Annotated in this window: 16 protein-coding genes and 1 pseudogene; 13 read left to right on the top strand and 4 right to left on the bottom strand. The window is 67.1% G+C overall.

Going from position 1 to position 16,201, the window contains the following annotated elements; all coding sequences use genetic code 11:
- Positions 1-1,176 precede the first annotated feature (1,176 nt).
- The 6 genes and pseudogenes from ACFVHY_RS13705 to ACFVHY_RS13680 all read left to right on the top strand — a co-directional run bounded on the left by ACFVHY_RS13705 (position 1,177) and on the right by ACFVHY_RS13680 (position 6,334).
- Positions 1,177-2,436: a DUF222 domain-containing protein gene (locus ACFVHY_RS13705; RefSeq protein ID WP_390272538.1), complete on the top strand. Its 1,260-nt coding sequence runs from the start codon at positions 1,177-1,179 to the stop codon at positions 2,434-2,436.
- Between the two features lie 449 nt (positions 2,437-2,885).
- Positions 2,886-4,121, top strand: coding sequence for an alkane 1-monooxygenase (locus ACFVHY_RS13700; RefSeq protein WP_390272535.1), 1,236 nt, complete (start codon positions 2,886-2,888; stop codon positions 4,119-4,121).
- Positions 4,118-4,267, top strand: a pseudogene (locus tag ACFVHY_RS13695) (rubredoxin); the annotation flags it as partial. The gene ACFVHY_RS13700 and the pseudogene ACFVHY_RS13695, both read left to right, overlap by 4 nt.
- Before the next feature lie 95 nt (positions 4,268-4,362).
- Entirely contained in the window at positions 4,363-4,542 is a 180-nt protein-coding gene (locus tag ACFVHY_RS13690; protein ID WP_058251790.1) for a rubredoxin, read from the top strand.
- On the top strand, positions 4,539-5,735 hold the full coding sequence (locus tag ACFVHY_RS13685) for an NAD(P)/FAD-dependent oxidoreductase (protein ID WP_390272533.1): 1,197 nt from the start codon (positions 4,539-4,541) through the stop codon (positions 5,733-5,735). The genes ACFVHY_RS13690 and ACFVHY_RS13685 overlap by 4 nt, the downstream gene beginning before the upstream one ends.
- Positions 5,732-6,334, top strand: a complete 603-nt coding sequence (locus tag ACFVHY_RS13680) for a TetR family transcriptional regulator (protein ID WP_390272531.1) — start codon at positions 5,732-5,734, stop codon at positions 6,332-6,334. The genes ACFVHY_RS13685 and ACFVHY_RS13680 overlap by 4 nt, the downstream gene beginning before the upstream one ends.
- A 2-nt stretch (positions 6,335-6,336) precedes the next feature.
- On the opposite strand, the gene ACFVHY_RS13675 is transcribed toward ACFVHY_RS13680, so the two are convergent.
- Positions 6,337-7,821: a phospholipase D-like domain-containing protein gene (locus ACFVHY_RS13675; RefSeq protein ID WP_390272529.1), complete on the bottom strand. Its 1,485-nt coding sequence runs from the start codon at positions 7,819-7,821 to the stop codon at positions 6,337-6,339.
- Between the two features lie 190 nt (positions 7,822-8,011).
- Between ACFVHY_RS13675 and ACFVHY_RS13670 the strand changes: the two genes are divergently transcribed.
- The 4 genes from ACFVHY_RS13670 (at position 8,012) to ACFVHY_RS13655 (ending at position 11,852) form a co-directional block, all read left to right on the top strand.
- On the top strand, positions 8,012-8,605 hold the full coding sequence (locus tag ACFVHY_RS13670) for a CHAP domain-containing protein (protein WP_390272579.1): 594 nt from the start codon (positions 8,012-8,014) through the stop codon (positions 8,603-8,605).
- Positions 8,606-8,607: 2 nt separating this feature from the next.
- The gene (locus ACFVHY_RS13665; RefSeq protein WP_390272526.1) at positions 8,608-9,243 is read left to right on the top strand and encodes a DUF2461 domain-containing protein; all 636 of its coding nucleotides are present in this window, start codon (positions 8,608-8,610) and stop codon (positions 9,241-9,243) included.
- Between the two features lie 193 nt (positions 9,244-9,436).
- Positions 9,437-10,834 carry an amidohydrolase family protein gene (locus ACFVHY_RS13660; protein WP_390272524.1) on the top strand — a complete coding sequence of 466 codons (1,398 nt, stop codon included), beginning with the start codon at positions 9,437-9,439 and terminating at the stop codon, positions 10,832-10,834.
- Between the two features lie 88 nt (positions 10,835-10,922).
- Positions 10,923-11,852: an antibiotic biosynthesis monooxygenase gene (locus ACFVHY_RS13655; RefSeq protein WP_390272577.1), complete on the top strand. Its 930-nt coding sequence runs from the start codon at positions 10,923-10,925 to the stop codon at positions 11,850-11,852.
- Positions 11,853-11,859: 7 nt separating this feature from the next.
- Here the strand turns inward: ACFVHY_RS13655 and ACFVHY_RS13650 are convergent, their stop codons facing one another.
- A complete protein-coding gene (locus ACFVHY_RS13650; protein ID WP_390272574.1) occupies positions 11,860-12,249 on the bottom strand; it encodes a YchJ family protein in 390 nt (129 codons plus the stop codon).
- Positions 12,250-12,362: 113 nt separating this feature from the next.
- On the opposite strand from ACFVHY_RS13650, the gene ACFVHY_RS13645 reads away from it, so the two are divergent.
- From ACFVHY_RS13645 to eutC, 3 genes are all read left to right on the top strand, one after another.
- Positions 12,363-12,590: a dodecin gene (locus ACFVHY_RS13645; protein WP_065632361.1), complete on the top strand. Its 228-nt coding sequence runs from the start codon at positions 12,363-12,365 to the stop codon at positions 12,588-12,590.
- Positions 12,591-12,753: 163 nt separating this feature from the next.
- Positions 12,754-14,163, top strand: a complete 1,410-nt coding sequence (locus ACFVHY_RS13640; protein ID WP_390272522.1) for an ethanolamine ammonia-lyase subunit EutB — start codon at positions 12,754-12,756, stop codon at positions 14,161-14,163.
- Positions 14,160-14,963, top strand: a complete 804-nt coding sequence (eutC, locus tag ACFVHY_RS13635; RefSeq protein WP_390272519.1) for an ethanolamine ammonia-lyase subunit EutC — start codon at positions 14,160-14,162, stop codon at positions 14,961-14,963. Before ACFVHY_RS13640 ends, eutC begins: the two co-directional genes overlap by 4 nt.
- Before the next feature lie 418 nt (positions 14,964-15,381).
- Here eutC and ACFVHY_RS13630 read toward each other — a convergent pair whose 3' ends face one another.
- A complete protein-coding gene (locus ACFVHY_RS13630; protein ID WP_065632358.1) occupies positions 15,382-15,687 on the bottom strand; it encodes an SHOCT domain-containing protein in 306 nt (101 codons plus the stop codon).
- A gap of 41 nt (positions 15,688-15,728) precedes the next feature.
- Entirely contained in the window at positions 15,729-16,199 is a 471-nt protein-coding gene (locus ACFVHY_RS13625) for a DUF6325 family protein (RefSeq protein WP_390272516.1), read from the bottom strand.
- Positions 16,200-16,201 lie beyond the last annotated feature (2 nt).

The raw sequence follows: 16,201 nt of genomic DNA, 5'->3' as shown, positions 1-16,201 counted from the left end.
GCATTCGGCGGTGGGGCCGGCATGCACCGTGCCCTACGAAGTCGGCGGCCGTCAGTGACCGTGCCGGTAATCGGCGACGAACGTCCGACCCCGGGTCACACTCGCGCATCTCACCCAATGCAGATGCGCGTGTTCAGTCCGGTGGCGACGTCTCAGATGCAGCAGACCAGTGAGTTCTCACGTCGCCGAGCCCCTCGATGACCCGCCGAACCTGACCGGCCGGGGCCCGATGATGGGTTGATCGATGTACGTCACGGCTCGTTCCATCAACGAGTTCACCGCCGCGCACACTGGTGGAGGTCGGTGCGGCTCTCTCGACCCACGTGCTCCCGCCGACGATTCGTCGCCGAAAAGACCCCTCCGCGAACCGAGTTCGGCGCACCTCGAGACGAGGTAGCCCGGACGACTGGACATCGACCCGACGTCTATCGACTTCAACCGACCCGAACCGACGCCGACCTCCGGCATCGGATCGGATGGAGACCGCCGGATACATGTCTCACACCCAGGACCCGGCGGGTCACCGCGACCGGAGAACACCGGGTCGTAACCCCGCCGCGCACCCACCCACGGGGCGCCACAAGAGTGCCTCATCGCACCAGGGCGAGAACCGCCGGCCGGCCACACCCGAGGGATACGCCCTCAACAGCCAACGCGCCCACATCGATACCTGGACAGGGGTGTAGCCATCGCTGAAGATGCGGTAGGCGACGCCACCGCGACACAGCTGTTTCACCTCCAGCGAGTAATGCTGACCTTGCCCCCCGGATAAGCGGCACGACGGCTCCGCCGGTCCTACGTATCGCCCGCACCATCGAGGCGACCGTTTCGACGACCCAGTCAGTGTCTCGGCGATAGCCTTTCCCGCATACTCAGCGGTATCTGAAATTGCTGAGCGCTGAGCCGGACGATACCCCTCGGCCCCCAACATATGTCGCCGCTACCTTCCGCACGCCGGCGACGCCAGTCCGGTCGCCGCCTGGGACGTCGAGACTGCTCCATAAGTGAACATGCACACCCGATCCGGGCGTATTCGAAAAACTGGAGCGACTTGAACCAGGCACTGATCACAATCCACGCACGGTCAACGCGAATCGACGCTCAGTCAACGAAATATGCTGCGCAGTTGATGAATTCGCGGTTCTCTGCTTGTGGAATTCCCTCCCAATCGAACGCATGTTCCTGTACTGTGGAGTCATGCCAGAGCTCGCCACTCTCCTCGATCAACTCATCGAGACCACCCCGCCCGCCGACGACCCAACCGGCAGAGCAACATTCGACTCCCTCCACACGTGGCGTCTGATCCGCAACCTTGCCGATCACCAGATCGTCGCGCACGCAGCACAACTCGACGACCTCGGCGTCGCGCAGAAGACCGGCAGCACCACCAAGAAGCTGCTGATCGAGTCCGGCCATGCACCGGCCGCCGCCCTCCGCACCATGCGCAGTGTCGACGCTCTGCCCAACCTGCCCGCTGTGGCGCGTCACGCAGCCGACGGACGACTGTCGAGCGAGATCGTCGACGCCATCGTCCGCGGCATGAACGAGATCGATAGACGTTGCGGGGAAGCGCTTTCCGTCGACAAGCGCTCACGGTATGAGATCGAACTCATCGCCCAAGCACTATCCGGTGCAACACCGACTGAAGTGCTCAAGCATGCTCAGGCCATCGGCAACGCCCTCGCCGATGCTTCTGACGCCGGAACCCCAGCATCGGACGATGCAAGCTTGAACGCGGTGAACGCACACACCACCGACGACGGCCGCGTCAAAATCCGCGCCGACCTCACCCAGGTCGTCGGCGAGAAGCTCCTGGCGATGATCGACGAACGGTCCTGCCCACGGCCCGAACCCGACGGCGCCGAAGATCGACGCACCGCAGAGCAACGTCGCGCCGACGCTTTCGAATTGATCCTCGACCAAGCCGCGATCGGCGCGACCCTCGACACCGTCGGTTCGCCCCGGACGCAACTCATGCTGACCATCCCCGCCACCGGAGACCTCGCAACGCTGCCGTGGACCGGGACGGTCAGCCAAGCGACCGCGAAGCAGGTGTCGTGCGACGGCTCGCTGACCGAGATCATCCTCGACAGTGAGGGCGTACCGCTACAGATGGGTCACACCCACCGGTTGTATCCGGCGCACCTGCGCAAAGCAATGATCGTCCGCGACGCCTGCTGCATCAAATGCGGTGCGCCACCGTCACATACACAGGTCCACCACGTCACCCATTGGGCCGACGGCGGCGCCACCGACCTCGACAACGGGTGTCTGCTGTGCCAGCGCTGCCACACCCAGGTCCACCACCACGGCTGGGACATCGTCATGGGATTCGACCGGCACCCCTGGCTCGTCCCACCCACCTCGATCGACCCGCACCGCCGACCACTACCCGCCTACAACCGCCGCACCATGCGCCTCGACGACGCCGCCTGACCGGCCGTCCGACAACCACTTTCGCGTAGCACCCTCCGCACCCGGGCCATACCCGGGACCGCATCCGTACTTTGACAACTCCACAGCGGAACACGACCGACCCGCTCCCACTCGGCCATTCGAGCGGGAGCGGGTTCCGGGCAGCCGAACCCGACGTCGACGTTGATCACTGAACAGACCTCGGTCGAGCACCATGACGGCGGCAGTCGCACAGGCAACAGCCTCACGGCGCGGTTCGTGACCACGTAGGCATGCGCGAACCCGCGCCGAACTCCAGAACACAAGAACTGCCGCACGCGTCGGCGAGCAACCTTCCTGCCGCCCAGGTCCTCGTCGTGCGTCCCCGCAGCGTTGCTTCTTTACAAATTGACGTCAATGTCTAGACAACGGACATTGTCGCAGTTAATGTCTAGTGGCGTAGAACACAGCCCGCCCAGACAGGAGTGCGTATGAGTACCGCACCGACCCCGTTCACCGCGGATGACTCCGCCGCCGAGTGGAAGGACCGCAAACGCCATCTTTGGCTGCTCGGCCTGATCCCACCGACGTCGATCTTTCTCGCAATGGGTCTCGTCGCCGGCTTCAATGCGACCGGCCATGGTTTCGACGTCGTGTCGCCGGTGTGGTGGTGGATCGGGCCGCTACTCGTCTACGTCCTGCTCCCGATCCTCGACGTGTTCTTCGGGCCCGACGGATCGAATCCGCCCGAAGAGCTGATGGAGCAGCTGGAGAACGACAGGTACTACCGCTACTGCACGTACGTGTACATCCCGTTCCAGCTCGCGAGTCTCGTGATGGCCTGCCACCTGTGGACGGCCGACGACCTCAGTTGGCTCGGCATCGACGGCGGGCTCGGGCTCGCGTCGAAGATCGGGCTGGCGCTGTCGATCGGCGCGATGGGCGGGATCGGGATCAACACCGCTCACGAACTGGGGCACAAGAAGGACGATCTGGAACGCTGGTTGTCGAAGATCACTCTCGCCCAGACGTTTTACGGCCACTTCTACATCGAGCACAACCGTGGGCACCACGTGCGGGTCGCGACGCCCGAGGATCCGGCCAGCTCGCGTTTCGGAGAGTCGTTCTGGCGCTTCCTCCCCCGTAGCGTCTGGGGAAGCCTCACGTCCTCCGTCGAACTCGAACGCAAACGCCTCGAGCGGGCGGGCAAGCCCTTCTGGCATCCGAGCAACGACGTCCTCAACGCATGGGCGATGTCGATCGTGCTGTGGGGAGCGCTCACCGCGATCTTCGGCTGGAAGATCCTCCCCCTCCTCGTGATCCAGGCCGTCTACGGTTTCTCACTGCTGGAGACCGTGAACTACCTCGAGCACTACGGTCTACTCCGCCAGAAGACGCGGACCGGCCGCTACGAGCGGTGCACGCCCGAGCACAGCTGGAACTCCGACCACATCTGCACCAACATCTTCCTGTACCACCTCCAGCGCCACAGCGATCACCATGCGAACCCCACCCGGAGGTATCAGACCCTGCGCAGCTTCGACGGCGCGCCCAACCTGCCGAGCGGATACGCGAGCATGATCACGCTCGCCTACTTCCCGCCGATCTGGCGGCGGGTGATGGACAAGCGGGTGCTCGACCACTACGACGGAGACGCCGAACGGATCAACATCGCACCGCACCGCCGCGAACGCGTCCTGGCCGAGCACGGGGTGTCGCCGCGATGAGCACCTTCCGTTGTCCGGTCTGCGATTACGTCTACGACGAGGCCGTCGGAGCTCCCCGGGAGGGATTTCCGCCCGGCACCCCCTGGGCCACCATTCCCGACGACTGGCCGTGCCCCGACTGCGGCGTGCGGGAGAAGATCGACTTCCTCGGCGTCGGGAGCGAAGCGAGCGGGCCGGATGATTCCGGCGCCGGGAGCGAAGCGAGCAAGTCGAATGAATCCAGCGAAGGGAACTCTGTGCGATGAACTTCAAGCTCTTCCGTTGTGAGGTCTGCGGTTTCGAGTACGACGAAGAGCTCGGCTGGCCGGAGGACGGCATCGAGCCGGGCACCCGCTGGGCCGACATCCCCGACGACTGGAGCTGCCCGGACTGCGGTGCGGCCAAGGCCGATTTCGAGATGGTCGAGGTGGCCCGTCCGTGAGCGCCGCCACCACCCGGGGCGGTTCGGTGGTGATCGTCGGCACCGGGGTAGCCGGCATCACGGCTGCGGAGTCGCTGCGTTCCAACGGTTTCGACGGAACAATCACCGTGTTCGGGGAGGAGCCACAACTCCCCTACCGACGAACGGCGCTGAGCAAGAACCTCGTCGACGGCGACCTGACGGATGCCAAGATCACGCTCCGTCCGCCCGGGTACTGGTCGGATCGGGGCATCGAGATCGTGACCTCGACGCGCGTCGCCGACGTCGACACCTCGTCGCGGCGGGTCTGCCTCGCCGACTCCTCCCAAGTGGATTACGACGCGCTGGTCCTGGCCACCGGAGGGCGTGCCCGGCGACTCCCCGGCACGACGTCGTCCCCGCTCGCCCTGCGCACCCGGCACGACGCGGCGGAGCTCCGGCACGCGATCCAGGACGGGCCGGTGATCGTTCTCGGCGGCGGACTGATCGGACTGGAGATCGCCGCAGCCGTGGCGTCGACCGGTGACGGTTCGCGCGTCACCGTCATCGAGCGCGAGTCGTCGCTGTTGTCACGGGTCGTTCCGGCAACGGTGGCCGAGGCGGTGGCGACCCTGCACCGGGAACGCGGGGTGCAGATCCTCACCGGCGTGGTGCCCACCACGATCACCGCCGAGTCCGTGGCGTTGGCGGACGGGCGGACGTTGACCGGAACGGTGATCAGCGCGATCGGAATGGAGCCCGATCTCGAATTGCCGCGCATCGCAGGGATTCCCGTCGATGCGGCCGGGATCGTCGTCGACGATTCGCTGCGAACCCGAGTCCCCGGCGTCTACGCGGCCGGCGACGTCGCGGCGCGGCCCCATCCGTTGACGGGCGCACCGATGCGTGCCGAGCAGTGGCTCACCGCGACCGAGCACGGCAGACTGGTCGCCATGACGATCGCCGCCGACCTCGGGCTGGACACCGGCATCAGCACTGCGGTACCGCGTGTGCCACTGGCCTGGACGATGCAGTACACGATTAACATCCAGATCGTCGGGTGGCCGACATCGGGAGATCGTGTGGAGGTCGACCTGGACGACTCCTGCTCTGTCGTGCGGGCTTTCGCCGGCAGTCGTCTCGTCGGCGCGGTCTGCCTGGGCAGGGGCGGCTCGGGACGATCCCTGCGCGCCGAGATCGAGTCATCTCTCCAGCCGGTCGGTGCGCGCGGATGACGACTCGCAACTATGCGCAGGACAGCAAAGCCCTGCTGCACAACTCGCTGCTCGACGGACTGCACGACCTGCTGCTGGACCGGGACTGGGCGGCGGTGCGCATGTCCGATGTGGCCGCCGCGACGGGGGTCAGCCGCCAGACCGTCTACAACGAGTTCGGTTCCCGGTACGGCCTCGCGCAGGGCTACGCGGTGCGGTTGGCGGGCCGTTTCGCCGGCCATGTCGCGGACTCACTGGCGAATTCGGTCGGCGACGTCACCGACGCCCTGCACAAGGGTTTCGGTGAATTCTTCGCCGGGGTCGCCACCGACCCGCTGATCGCCTCGCTGCTGTCCGGCGAGGCCAAACCCGATCTGATGAAGCTGATCACCACTGATGCGGCACCGATCATCACCACGGCCGCCGACCGGCTGGCCGAGGCCTTCCGCGAGTCCGAGTGGCTGTCGATGCCGGAGTCCGACGTCGTGCGGATCTCGCGCGCGATCACCAGGATGGCGCTGAGTTACATCGCGATGCCCCCGGAGGGCGATCGCGACGTCGCATCCGACCTCGCCGAGGTCATCGCCCCCGCCATCGAGGCGGCCCGCACGCGGGTGTGACGTCAGCGCCGCAGCAGGTTCCGCGTGCCTCGACGGATCACCGCGCGGTAGATGCGGTCGATCGTGCCGATCCGCGCGTCCTCCGGGTCCACGAGTTCGTTCTCCGCGATGAGGGACTCCTCGCCGTCGATCGTCTCGTGATCGAATGCCTCGAGTGTCCGGCCCGGGCCGGTCAGCCGATCGACCGCCCCGACGAGTGAGTTCTCCTGTGCCACAGCATCGTCGAACACCTCGTGGTCGATGCCCAGATGCTCGGACAACAACCGCGTGCGCATGGACAGGATCGTCTCGCGCAGGTCGCCGTCGGCAGGGTCGTTCGGATCGGCCTCGATGGCGACGTCACACTCGCTGTCGAATCCGAGCGACCGGTTGTTGAGGTTCGAGGATCCGATGCGCAGGAGGACGTCGTCGACGATGAGCACCTTGGCGTGCACGTAGATCGGGTCCCCCTCGGCGGTCACCGGGTAGAAGGCGCGGAACCTGTCGTACTTGTCGGCGCGCCACAGGAGTTGCAGCAGTTTGTGCCGCGCACCGTCCATGGCGAGCCGTTCCACCGGACTGTCCGCATGCCTCGGCAGCACCAGGACGATCTCGGGACCCTCGGGCTCGGCGAGCCGTTCCGCCAGGGCGTCCGCGACCTCGCGCGCCGCCAGGTACTGGCTCTCGATGTAGATGGTTCGGCGGGCGGCGGCGAAGGCCGCGCGGTACAGGCGTCGGATCTCCTCGACCTGGGGCCGGTCGTCGTACTGCGGAATCGTCCGGGCCACCGCGACGTCGCAGTCGGTGAACGTGACGTCGAGATTCGTCGGCCAGATGTCGGGGCCGTCGGTGTCGACGAGGGGTTTGAGGCTCTCGCCGGTGGCGGCCTCCCACCGGTCGAGCGCGACTGACGCGACCACGCGCGCGGCGTCGCCGTCGAGGGCGACGGTGACGTCGTGCCAGGGCCCATGCGGCCGGTCATCGGGATCCCGGCGGAACTCGTTGTGCGACAGATGTTCCGAAGTGTCCCACCGGTTCACCGTCATGTCGATGCCGCCACAGAACGCGAACTGGTCGTCGATCACCGCGATCTTCTGATGATGCGCGGCGGAGACGGGGTGGGCGGCGTCGATCCGGTAGTGCAGACGACGGCCGGTGAGCAGATCCTGGATGAAGGGCGGCGCGACTCCGCGCAGGATGCCGGTGAACGCGCCGGTGCTCCAGCGCAGGACGTGGATCTCCAGTTCCGGACGGTTGTCGATGAGCCACCTCAGGAAGTCACCGAGCACGTCGGGGACCTCGTCATCGGCGGTCCGCGGATCGAGCCGGATCCGGGTGTCCACGTCCCAACCGATGAGGACGATGCGGCGCCGGGCCTGCAGCAACGCCGACTTGGCGTGCAGGAAGTAGTCCGCCGCGTCGACGATGCATGCGACGCGGTCGGCGGTCGCGATCTCCCGGCACGTGTCCCCGGCACGCAGGATCGGCTCGTGATCTGACTCGTCCACCGCGTTCTCCTTGAATCGCCTTGGCCCCCCGACCGGCGCCCATTGTGCCAAGCGCGCATGTCGCCCGCGCGGGCGAGGCGCCGGGCGAACGCCGGCGAAGACGAGAAACGAGGCGCGGCCACGGACGATGCCTACACTCTTCGAGGTGAGCGCCGACACGACTGCAGACCGACCCGCAGGCAGTGCGGGCATGCGCCCGGTGCGTCGACGTGGTCGGCGGACGCTGATCGCCGCGGCGCTGGTCGTGATCGTCGTCGCGGGCATCGGTCTCGTCGCGTGGCGGGCCGTACCCGAACGGTGGTTGCCCTGGGATACCGCCGAGTTCCCGCAGATCGACGCCGCGGAACTCACGCCGGCCCAGCGCCGCGTCGTCGAGGCGGTGCGCCACGAACACACCGCCCAGCGTCCCGGGACGTTCTACTCCGAGGGCGTCGACGAACCGTGGTGCGCGAACTTCGTGAGCTGGATCATGCGGACCGCCGGCAATCCGCTGGTCAACCCCCACTCCGGTCACTGGCGCATCCCCGGCGTGTACACGCTGCAGGAGTACTACGAGGCCGCCGGCCGGTTCGACGCGGTCGGCGAGCAACCGCCCAGAGTGGGCGACGTCGTGCTCTACGACCGGTCATCGGGATTCGGACAGCACACCAACATCGTCGTCGCGGTCGATGGTGAGTCCGCCGTCACCGTGGGCGGCAACGAGATGGGCCGCATCCGGGTGCATTCGCTGGACTGGCGCTCCGACGGCGGTGTCGTCGGGTTCGGTCGCGGATTGCCGGGGTGACGATGACTGACTTCACCGGGTTCCCGGAGGCCGCTCTCGACTTCTACGACGATCTGGAGATCGACAACTCCAGGGTGTTCTGGGAAGCCCACAAGGACACCTACCGTGCCGCGGTGGCCGAACCCATGCGCGCCATGACCGACGCGCTGGCCGACGAGTTCGGCCCGGCCAAGATCTTCCGACCGCACCGCGATGTCCGGTTCTCGAAGGTCAAAGCGCCGTACAAGACCCATCAGGGCGCGTTCGTCGCCGTGGCCCCGGCCACCGGGTACTACGTGCAGATCGGCGCGCCGGGTGTTCGCGTCGGCGCGGGCTTCTACGAGGCCACCCCGGCCCGACTCGCCGAGATTCGGAAGTCCATCGACCACGACCGCAGCGGACCCGAGCTCGAGAATCTGCTCCGGCGGCTCACGGAGGACGGCTGGGAGCTCGCCGGGGACCGGCTGAAGACCGCACCTCGCGGGTACGACGTCGCTCACCCGCGGATCGAACTGCTCCGCCACCGATCACTGTCGGTGGGCCGCGACTACGGATTCGACGAGATCATCCATTCGGCGGAACTCGTCGATCGGGTGCGGCGGGACTGGCGGGCGACGGTCCCGTTGGTCGAATGGATCGCGGCCCGCACCGGTAGCTGAGAGCCCGCACCGACCGGTTCGCGCGCCACATGGAAACGACCAGACGGCGACTTCGACGGTTGGCGCGCGCGTGCGACGGGAGGCGGGTGATACTGGTCGCCGACCGCGTCCGAGATCCGAGGACGATCACAGGCACCCGGGTGGACCTCCGATGACGATCCGAGTTTGGACCCCGATGCCCCGAGGAGCACCGATGACCGACACCGTCCACTACGGGCACATCTTCCATCTCGCCGGCAGTCCCGCGATCACCGAGGCGGTGGACGCGCTGGTGTCGATACCCGACGGAGCCCTGGTCGTCGGAGCCGACGGTACGATCCGGTTCGCCGGCCAGAGATCGGATCTCCCTTCCGAATTCGCGACCGCGGAGGCGCACGAGCACCCGAGCGGGTATCTCATCCCGGGCTTCGTCGACACCCACATCCACTTCCCCCAGACCTACGCCGGCGACTCCTACGGCGGCGGGCAACTGCTCGAATGGCTCAATCTGTGCATCTTCCCGTCCGAATCCAAGTTCGCCGACCCCCAGTTCGCCCAGGCCGCCGCGGTCGAGTTCACCCGGCGACGGGTCGCCGCGGGTACGACGGCGATGATGGTGTTCGGTTCCGCCTTCCCCCACGCCCAGGACTCCCTGTTCACCGAGACGCAGAAGGCCGGGCTGCGTATCGTGGCCGGCCGCGGCATCCAGACCGTCGGCGGTGACACCGCCAAGCCGCTGCTGACCTCGGAGGAGGAGGCGATCCGCCTCACCCGGGCCGAGATCGACAAGTGGCATGCCGCCGACACCGGCGACTACCGGACCGCGTTGCTGCACGTCGCGATCGTGCCGCGGTTCTCGCTGTCGGTGACCACCGAGACGCTGAAGAACCTCGGCGACCTGTACGACGAATATCGCGAGCAGGGCGTCTACGTCCACAGCCACCTCAACGAGAACAACCGTCCCGGCACCGGAGAGGTGGACACCACCAAGGAGGTCTACCAGGTCGACTCCTACCTCGACACCTATGACGGGAAGTTCCTGCCCGGATCGCGGGTCGGCGGCAAGAGCCTGCTCGGTCCGCGGACCATCCTCGCGCACTGCGTGCACTGCCAGGATGCCGAACTCGCGCGCATGGCCGAGACCGGTACCTCGATCTCGCATTGTCCGGTGTCCCAGTTGTTCCTCGGATCCGGCACGATGCCGTGGAAGCGCACCGTGGCGGCGGGTGTGAACATCTCCGCCGGAACCGATTTCGGCGGCGGCGACGAATGGCTTGTCCCGCGCGTACTCGGAGATGCCTTCAAACAGCACATCACCGAGCCCGGAGACGCCGGGGTGTCGATGCACCCGGCCGAAATGCTGTTCATCGGGACCGTCGGCGGGGCCCGGGCACTCGACATGGAGAACCGTTTCGGCAACTTCGATGAGGGCAAGGAAGCCGACTTCCTGGTCATCGAACCCGTGGACGCCCTGAAGTCCACGCTGGAGAACGCCGTCCGGTCCGACGATCCCGATCTCGCCCGCGACCAGACCCTGTTCGGCCTGCTGATGGGCCTGCGCGAGTCGTCCATCGCCGAGGTCTATGTCCAGGGGCGTCGGGTCACCGTCTGACCGGCCACCAGAACCCGACCGGCAGGACACGACGATCGTCACCGCACACGACGCCACCGACACCGCAGGCACCACCGCGATCATCGCGGTGTCGGTGTTCCACGCCGCCACCGGCGATTTCGCGGAGTGGGCCGCGACGCTCGCCGCGTCGGCCACCGACTCCGACGGCTGTCTGGGTGTCGCGATCTCGGCGGTGACCGACGGACATTTCGACCCGGCGGTCGCCACCACCTTCGTCGACGAGGACGCCCTGGACCGGTGGCTCGCCGGCTCGGGTCACCGCGCGGCGCTCGAGGCCGGACGAGCGCGCGGCTGGCTACCGGCGGCGCCCGTGCTCGAGCTCGTCGACGGTCGGTCGCCGCCGCCCGGTGTCGGCGCGTTCCGGCACGACATCGTCGCCGGAGCGGTACCCGAATTCATTGCGGCACAACACGTGCTGACCGACGCAGCAAGCGAGTTCGGCGGTTACGAGGGCACCGCGCTGTTCGTCGATGCGCAACAGGAGACATCGCTGTCGGTGTTGCGGTTCCGCACGGACCGCCAGCTGGCGGCCTGGGTCTCGTCGAGCCGACGCAGCGAAGCGCTCGCCGGGCTGCGTTCGAGCCTGACCCATGACTTCGAGACGATGGCCAGCACGACGGCCTTCGGCACCACGGTGCGCACCGATCGCGGCCGGATTCTTCAGACACCGAATTGGAAGTCGGCGATGATGGTGCTGCTGGTCCTGTACCCGACCGTGATGACCCTCTCCAGGTTCCTCGGCCCGACACTCGATCGTCTCGGTGCGGAGCCGTGGCTGGCATTGTGGCTGAGCCAGGTGGTCAGCGTCTCGCTCATGCAGTGGTGGCTGATGCCATGGGCCTCGCGCCCGTTCCGGCGGTGGCTCGATCCGGTAGACGGAAGCAACTGGCGCAGCAACATCGCGGGAGCGGGTACGGTCCTGCTCCTCTACCTCCTGTGTCTGACGGTGTTCGCCAACGTGACGTGGCTCCAGTTCTGGGACTACGCCGACGCCTGATCTCGGCTCACCCCACGATCCCGTCGACGTACAACCAATGGCCGTTCGCTCGAACGAAACGACTGCGCTCGTGCAGCGATCCACGCTCCGCACCTCGCCGATAGTGGGCCGTGAACGTGACCTCTCCCTCGACCTCGAACAGTGACCCGCCACTACTCGACTCGATGTCGAGGCGGTACCAACGCATCGACTCGTCCAGATCGAGTGCGGCGGGGCGGGTGTCGGGATGCCAGCTCGCGAGCAGATGATTCCGATCGCCGAGCGCGAAAGCGGTGAAACGCGAACGCATCAACGTCTCTGCGGTCGGCGCGGCCCGCTCACCGGCGAGAACGGGACCGCAACAGTCGTCGAGCGACAAGCCGGACGTGCACGGGCATCTCTCGGGGACGTCCCGCATTTCCGAACCGCGTTTCACCCCTCGATCGTAGGGTAGACAGGAGTGGCGGCCCGCCCGGGCGGCGGACCCACCGCGGACTATGCCCAGATGTTCTCACGATTGGAGCGATTACCTTGTCGGACAATGTGTATCGAGTCATCGAAGTGGTCGGATCGTCATCGACCGGCACCGACGACGCCATTCGTAACGCGATCGCTCGTGCCTCGCAGACCGTCAAGCATCTCGATTGGTTCGAGGTCACCGAGACCCGCGGCCACATCGAGGAAGGTCAGATCGCGCACTTCCAGGTCACGCTGAAGATCGGTTTCACGCTCGAGTCCTCTGCCGACGCGGCACAGTGACCCGCGACCTCACCGCCGTGAGTTCGCGGCGGTGAGGAACGCACCGATCTCGGCCCCGACGGTGCGAGGAGACGCCCGCGTTCGGCATGCGCCCGGTCGGGTCCGAACCTAGACTTCGGGGGATCATGACGCGCACTCAGCTCCTCCCCGGCCGGTCGATGCGATGAAGTACACACAGACGATCGCCGGCACCACCTATGGGTTCGACGGCCTCGTCGAACTCATGGCGAAGGCCACCCCACGCCGATCCGGCGATGAACTGGCCGGTTGCGCCGCCGGCTCCGACGCCGAACGTGCCGCGGCCGCATGGCAACTCGCCGATGTGCCACTGAGCCGATTTCTCGACGAGCCGCTGGTGCCTTACGAGTCCGACGAGGTGACCCGACTGATCGTCGACACCCATGACCGGACCGCGTTCGCCGAGATCGCCGACCTGACCGTCGGCGGGTTCCGGGACTGGCTGCTGGAGATCGCCACCCGATCCGATGCCGGTGAACGTCTCGCCCGCGTCGGCCCCGGACTGACCCCCGAGATGGTGGCCGCCGCGTCGAAGATCATGAGGAACCAGGACCTGATCCTGGTGGCGGCGGCGACCAGGGTGACGTCCGCCTTTCGCACGACCATCGGACTGCCCGGCCGGATCGCGACGCGCCTACAGCCCAACCACCCCACCGACGACCCACGCGGAATCGCCGCGGCGACCCTCGACGGCCTGCTCATGGGCTGTGGCGACGCGGTCATCGGGATCAACCCGGCGTCGGATTCGCCGCGGGCGACCGCCGACCTGCTCCACATGCTCGATGACATCCGGCAGCGTTTCGAGATCCCGATGCAGTCGTGCGTGCTGTCGCACGTGACGACCACGGTCGACCTCATCGAGCAGGGGGTGCCGGTCGATCTCGTGTTCCAGTCGATCGCGGGCACCGAGGGCGCCAACAAGGGGTTCGGCGTGACCCTGGACATCTTGCGCGAGGCCGACGAGGCGGGACGGTCGCTGCGCCGCGGAACCGTCGGCGACAACGTGATGTACCTGGAGACCGGTCAGGGATCGGCGCTCTCGGCCGGTTCGCATCTCGGCACCGGCGGCAAGCCGGTCGACCAGCAGACCCTGGAGACGCGGGCCTACGCGGTGGCGCGGATGCTGAAACCGTTGTTGATCAACACCGTCGTCGGCTTCATCGGACCCGAATATCTCTACGACGGCAAACAGATCATCCGCGCGGGACTCGAAGATCACTTCTGCGGCAAGCTGCTCGGGCTCCCGATGGGTGTCGACGTCTGCTACACCAATCACGCCGAGGCCGACCAGGACGACATGGACACGCTGCTCACCCTGCTCGGCGTCGCCGGCGCCGCGTTCGTCATCGCCGTGCCCGGGGCGGACGACGTGATGCTCGGTTATCAGAGCCTGTCGTTTCACGACGCCCTCTATGTCCGTGAGGCACTCGGACTGCGGCCCGCGCCGGAGTTCGAATCCTGGCTGGCGCGACTCGGCATGACCGACGGCGCCGGTCGCATCCTGCCGGTCGATCCGGGCGAATCCCCACTCCTGCCACTGGCGTCCGGGCGATGACGCCGACCCAGCCCGCACCCGCGGACGATCAGCCGACCCCGGACCCCTGGACCGAGCTGCGCCGGAGCACACAGGCCCGGATCGGACTCGGACGCGCGGGCAATTCGCTTCCGTCGCAACGAGTTCTCGAGTTCCAGTCCGCTCACGCAGTCGCCCGCGACGCCGTCCACGAGCCGCTCGACGTCGAGGATCTCACGCGCGCGATCGGCGAACTCGACCTCGATCCCCCGATCGTGGTCCGGAGTCGCGCGGCAACGCGCAGCGAGTACCTGCGCCGACCCGACCTCGGCCGGCTACCCGAAGATCTTGCGCAGGTCCCGCACGCCGACGCCGAGATCGGGATCGTGCTGGCCGACGGACTGTCACCGCGGGCCCTCACCGATCACGGCGGCGGCTTGGTCGCGGCACTGTTACGTCAATTCGACGGCCGGTACTCGATCGCGCCGCCGGTCATCGCGACCGAGGCCCGCGTCGCCCTCGGTGATCACATCGGCGAGGCGCTCGGCGTCAGCACGCTCATCGTGATCATCGGCGAGCGCCCCGGCCTCTCGGTCGCCGACAGCCTGGGCGTCTATCTCACCCACCTCCCCCGGCCGGGACGCGCCGACTCCGACCGGAACTGCATCTCGAACATCCACCCGCCCGACGGTCTGCACTACGACGTCGCCGCACGGACGACTGCCGCGCTCATCGACGGCGCCCGGAAACTCGGACGATCCGGTGTCGCACTGAAGGACATGTCGCGCACGGACGCCCTCGCGCAGATCGACGACGCGGAGGCACTCCCGCACGAGTCGTGAGTGCGTTTCACTCCCTGAGGTGCGAGCGAAGCGAGCCTCCTTCTGCTCGCTAATCCGAAAGGACGACACAACCATTGCTCCCTGAGGTGCGAGGAGCGCAAGCGACGAGCCACGAAGGGTTTGACGACGCATCTCACCAAGACCCTTCGTGACGCTCGCAAGCTCGCTCCTCAGGGAGCAGGGGTCGGGCTCGCAAGCTCCGGCCTCCTCAGGGAGCAGTAAATGGGCCCGCTCCGAGCACAACGAGTTCGTTCTAGTCCACGACGGCCGCCAGGTGCAGCTACTGAGGTGCGAGCGAAGCGAGCCTCGAAGGACTCCATACGTGTCTCACCCGGCCCTTCGTGGCTCGTCGCTAACGCTCCTCGCACCTCAGGGACCAGTTGGGTCTGTGCTTCTTTCGGATCAGGGAGCGGAGGGGTCAGGTCCCGAGGATCTTCGCCTTCTGTGCGGCGAACTCGGCCTCGGTGAGGATGCCCTGCTGGTACAGGGCTCCGAGCTCCTTCAGCGCCGAGATGGTGTCCGTCGGGGTCGATGCGGGCGCCTGCTGCTGAGGCGGCGGGGCGTACTGGGGTTGTGCGTACTGCTGTTGTGCGCGTGGGTCCTGGGCAGCGGCACCCTGCTGAGCCCATCGGCTCGCCTGGCGTCGGGACACCCGGTTGCTCACCGCCGTCGCGGTGCCGGAGATGACGGCGGTGCGGGCGACGCCGCGGAGAAGTCCTGGCATGGTCTATCCTTTCGGGGTTTCAGGTCGGTGGTCGCAGTGCGCTACGCGGTCGGAGCGGCCGGCGCCGCCTCGTCGGCCGCATCGAGTTGGGCGAGCAGTGCGTTCACCGGTATCCGGCCCGAAGCGACGAGCTGTCCGCCGCCCTTTCGGACGGCCGTGGCGAACGGAGCAGCCCATGCGTTCTCCCAGACGAGGACGGCCGCGCTCGACCCCGGATCGATCACTGTGGCCGCCTCCGCGAGGTCGGAGTCGTCGAGCAGGGAGGTCGCCGCGCCGTCGAAGATCGCGAAATCCGCGCCGAGCGAGTTGATCTCGAGCCGGGCGACCGTACCGTCGGCGTCCTTGGTGATGAAGGCGATGTCGATCAGTCGCACGATCCCGCGGTCGATCAGATCGATGAGATGTGGAAGTGCCTCACCGGTCGGCTGCTTGCCCGTCCACTCGACCACGATGTAGTCGATGGGTCCGAGTTCGCGGTCAGCCGTCTGGTCGACACCTGCTTGGTCGTCCAATT

The sequence above is a fragment of the Gordonia sp. NPDC127522 genome (genome assembly GCF_042672305.1).
GTDB lineage: Bacteria > Actinomycetota > Actinomycetes > Mycobacteriales > Mycobacteriaceae > Gordonia > Gordonia hongkongensis.
This window is presented reverse-complemented; position numbering and strand designations above follow the sequence as displayed.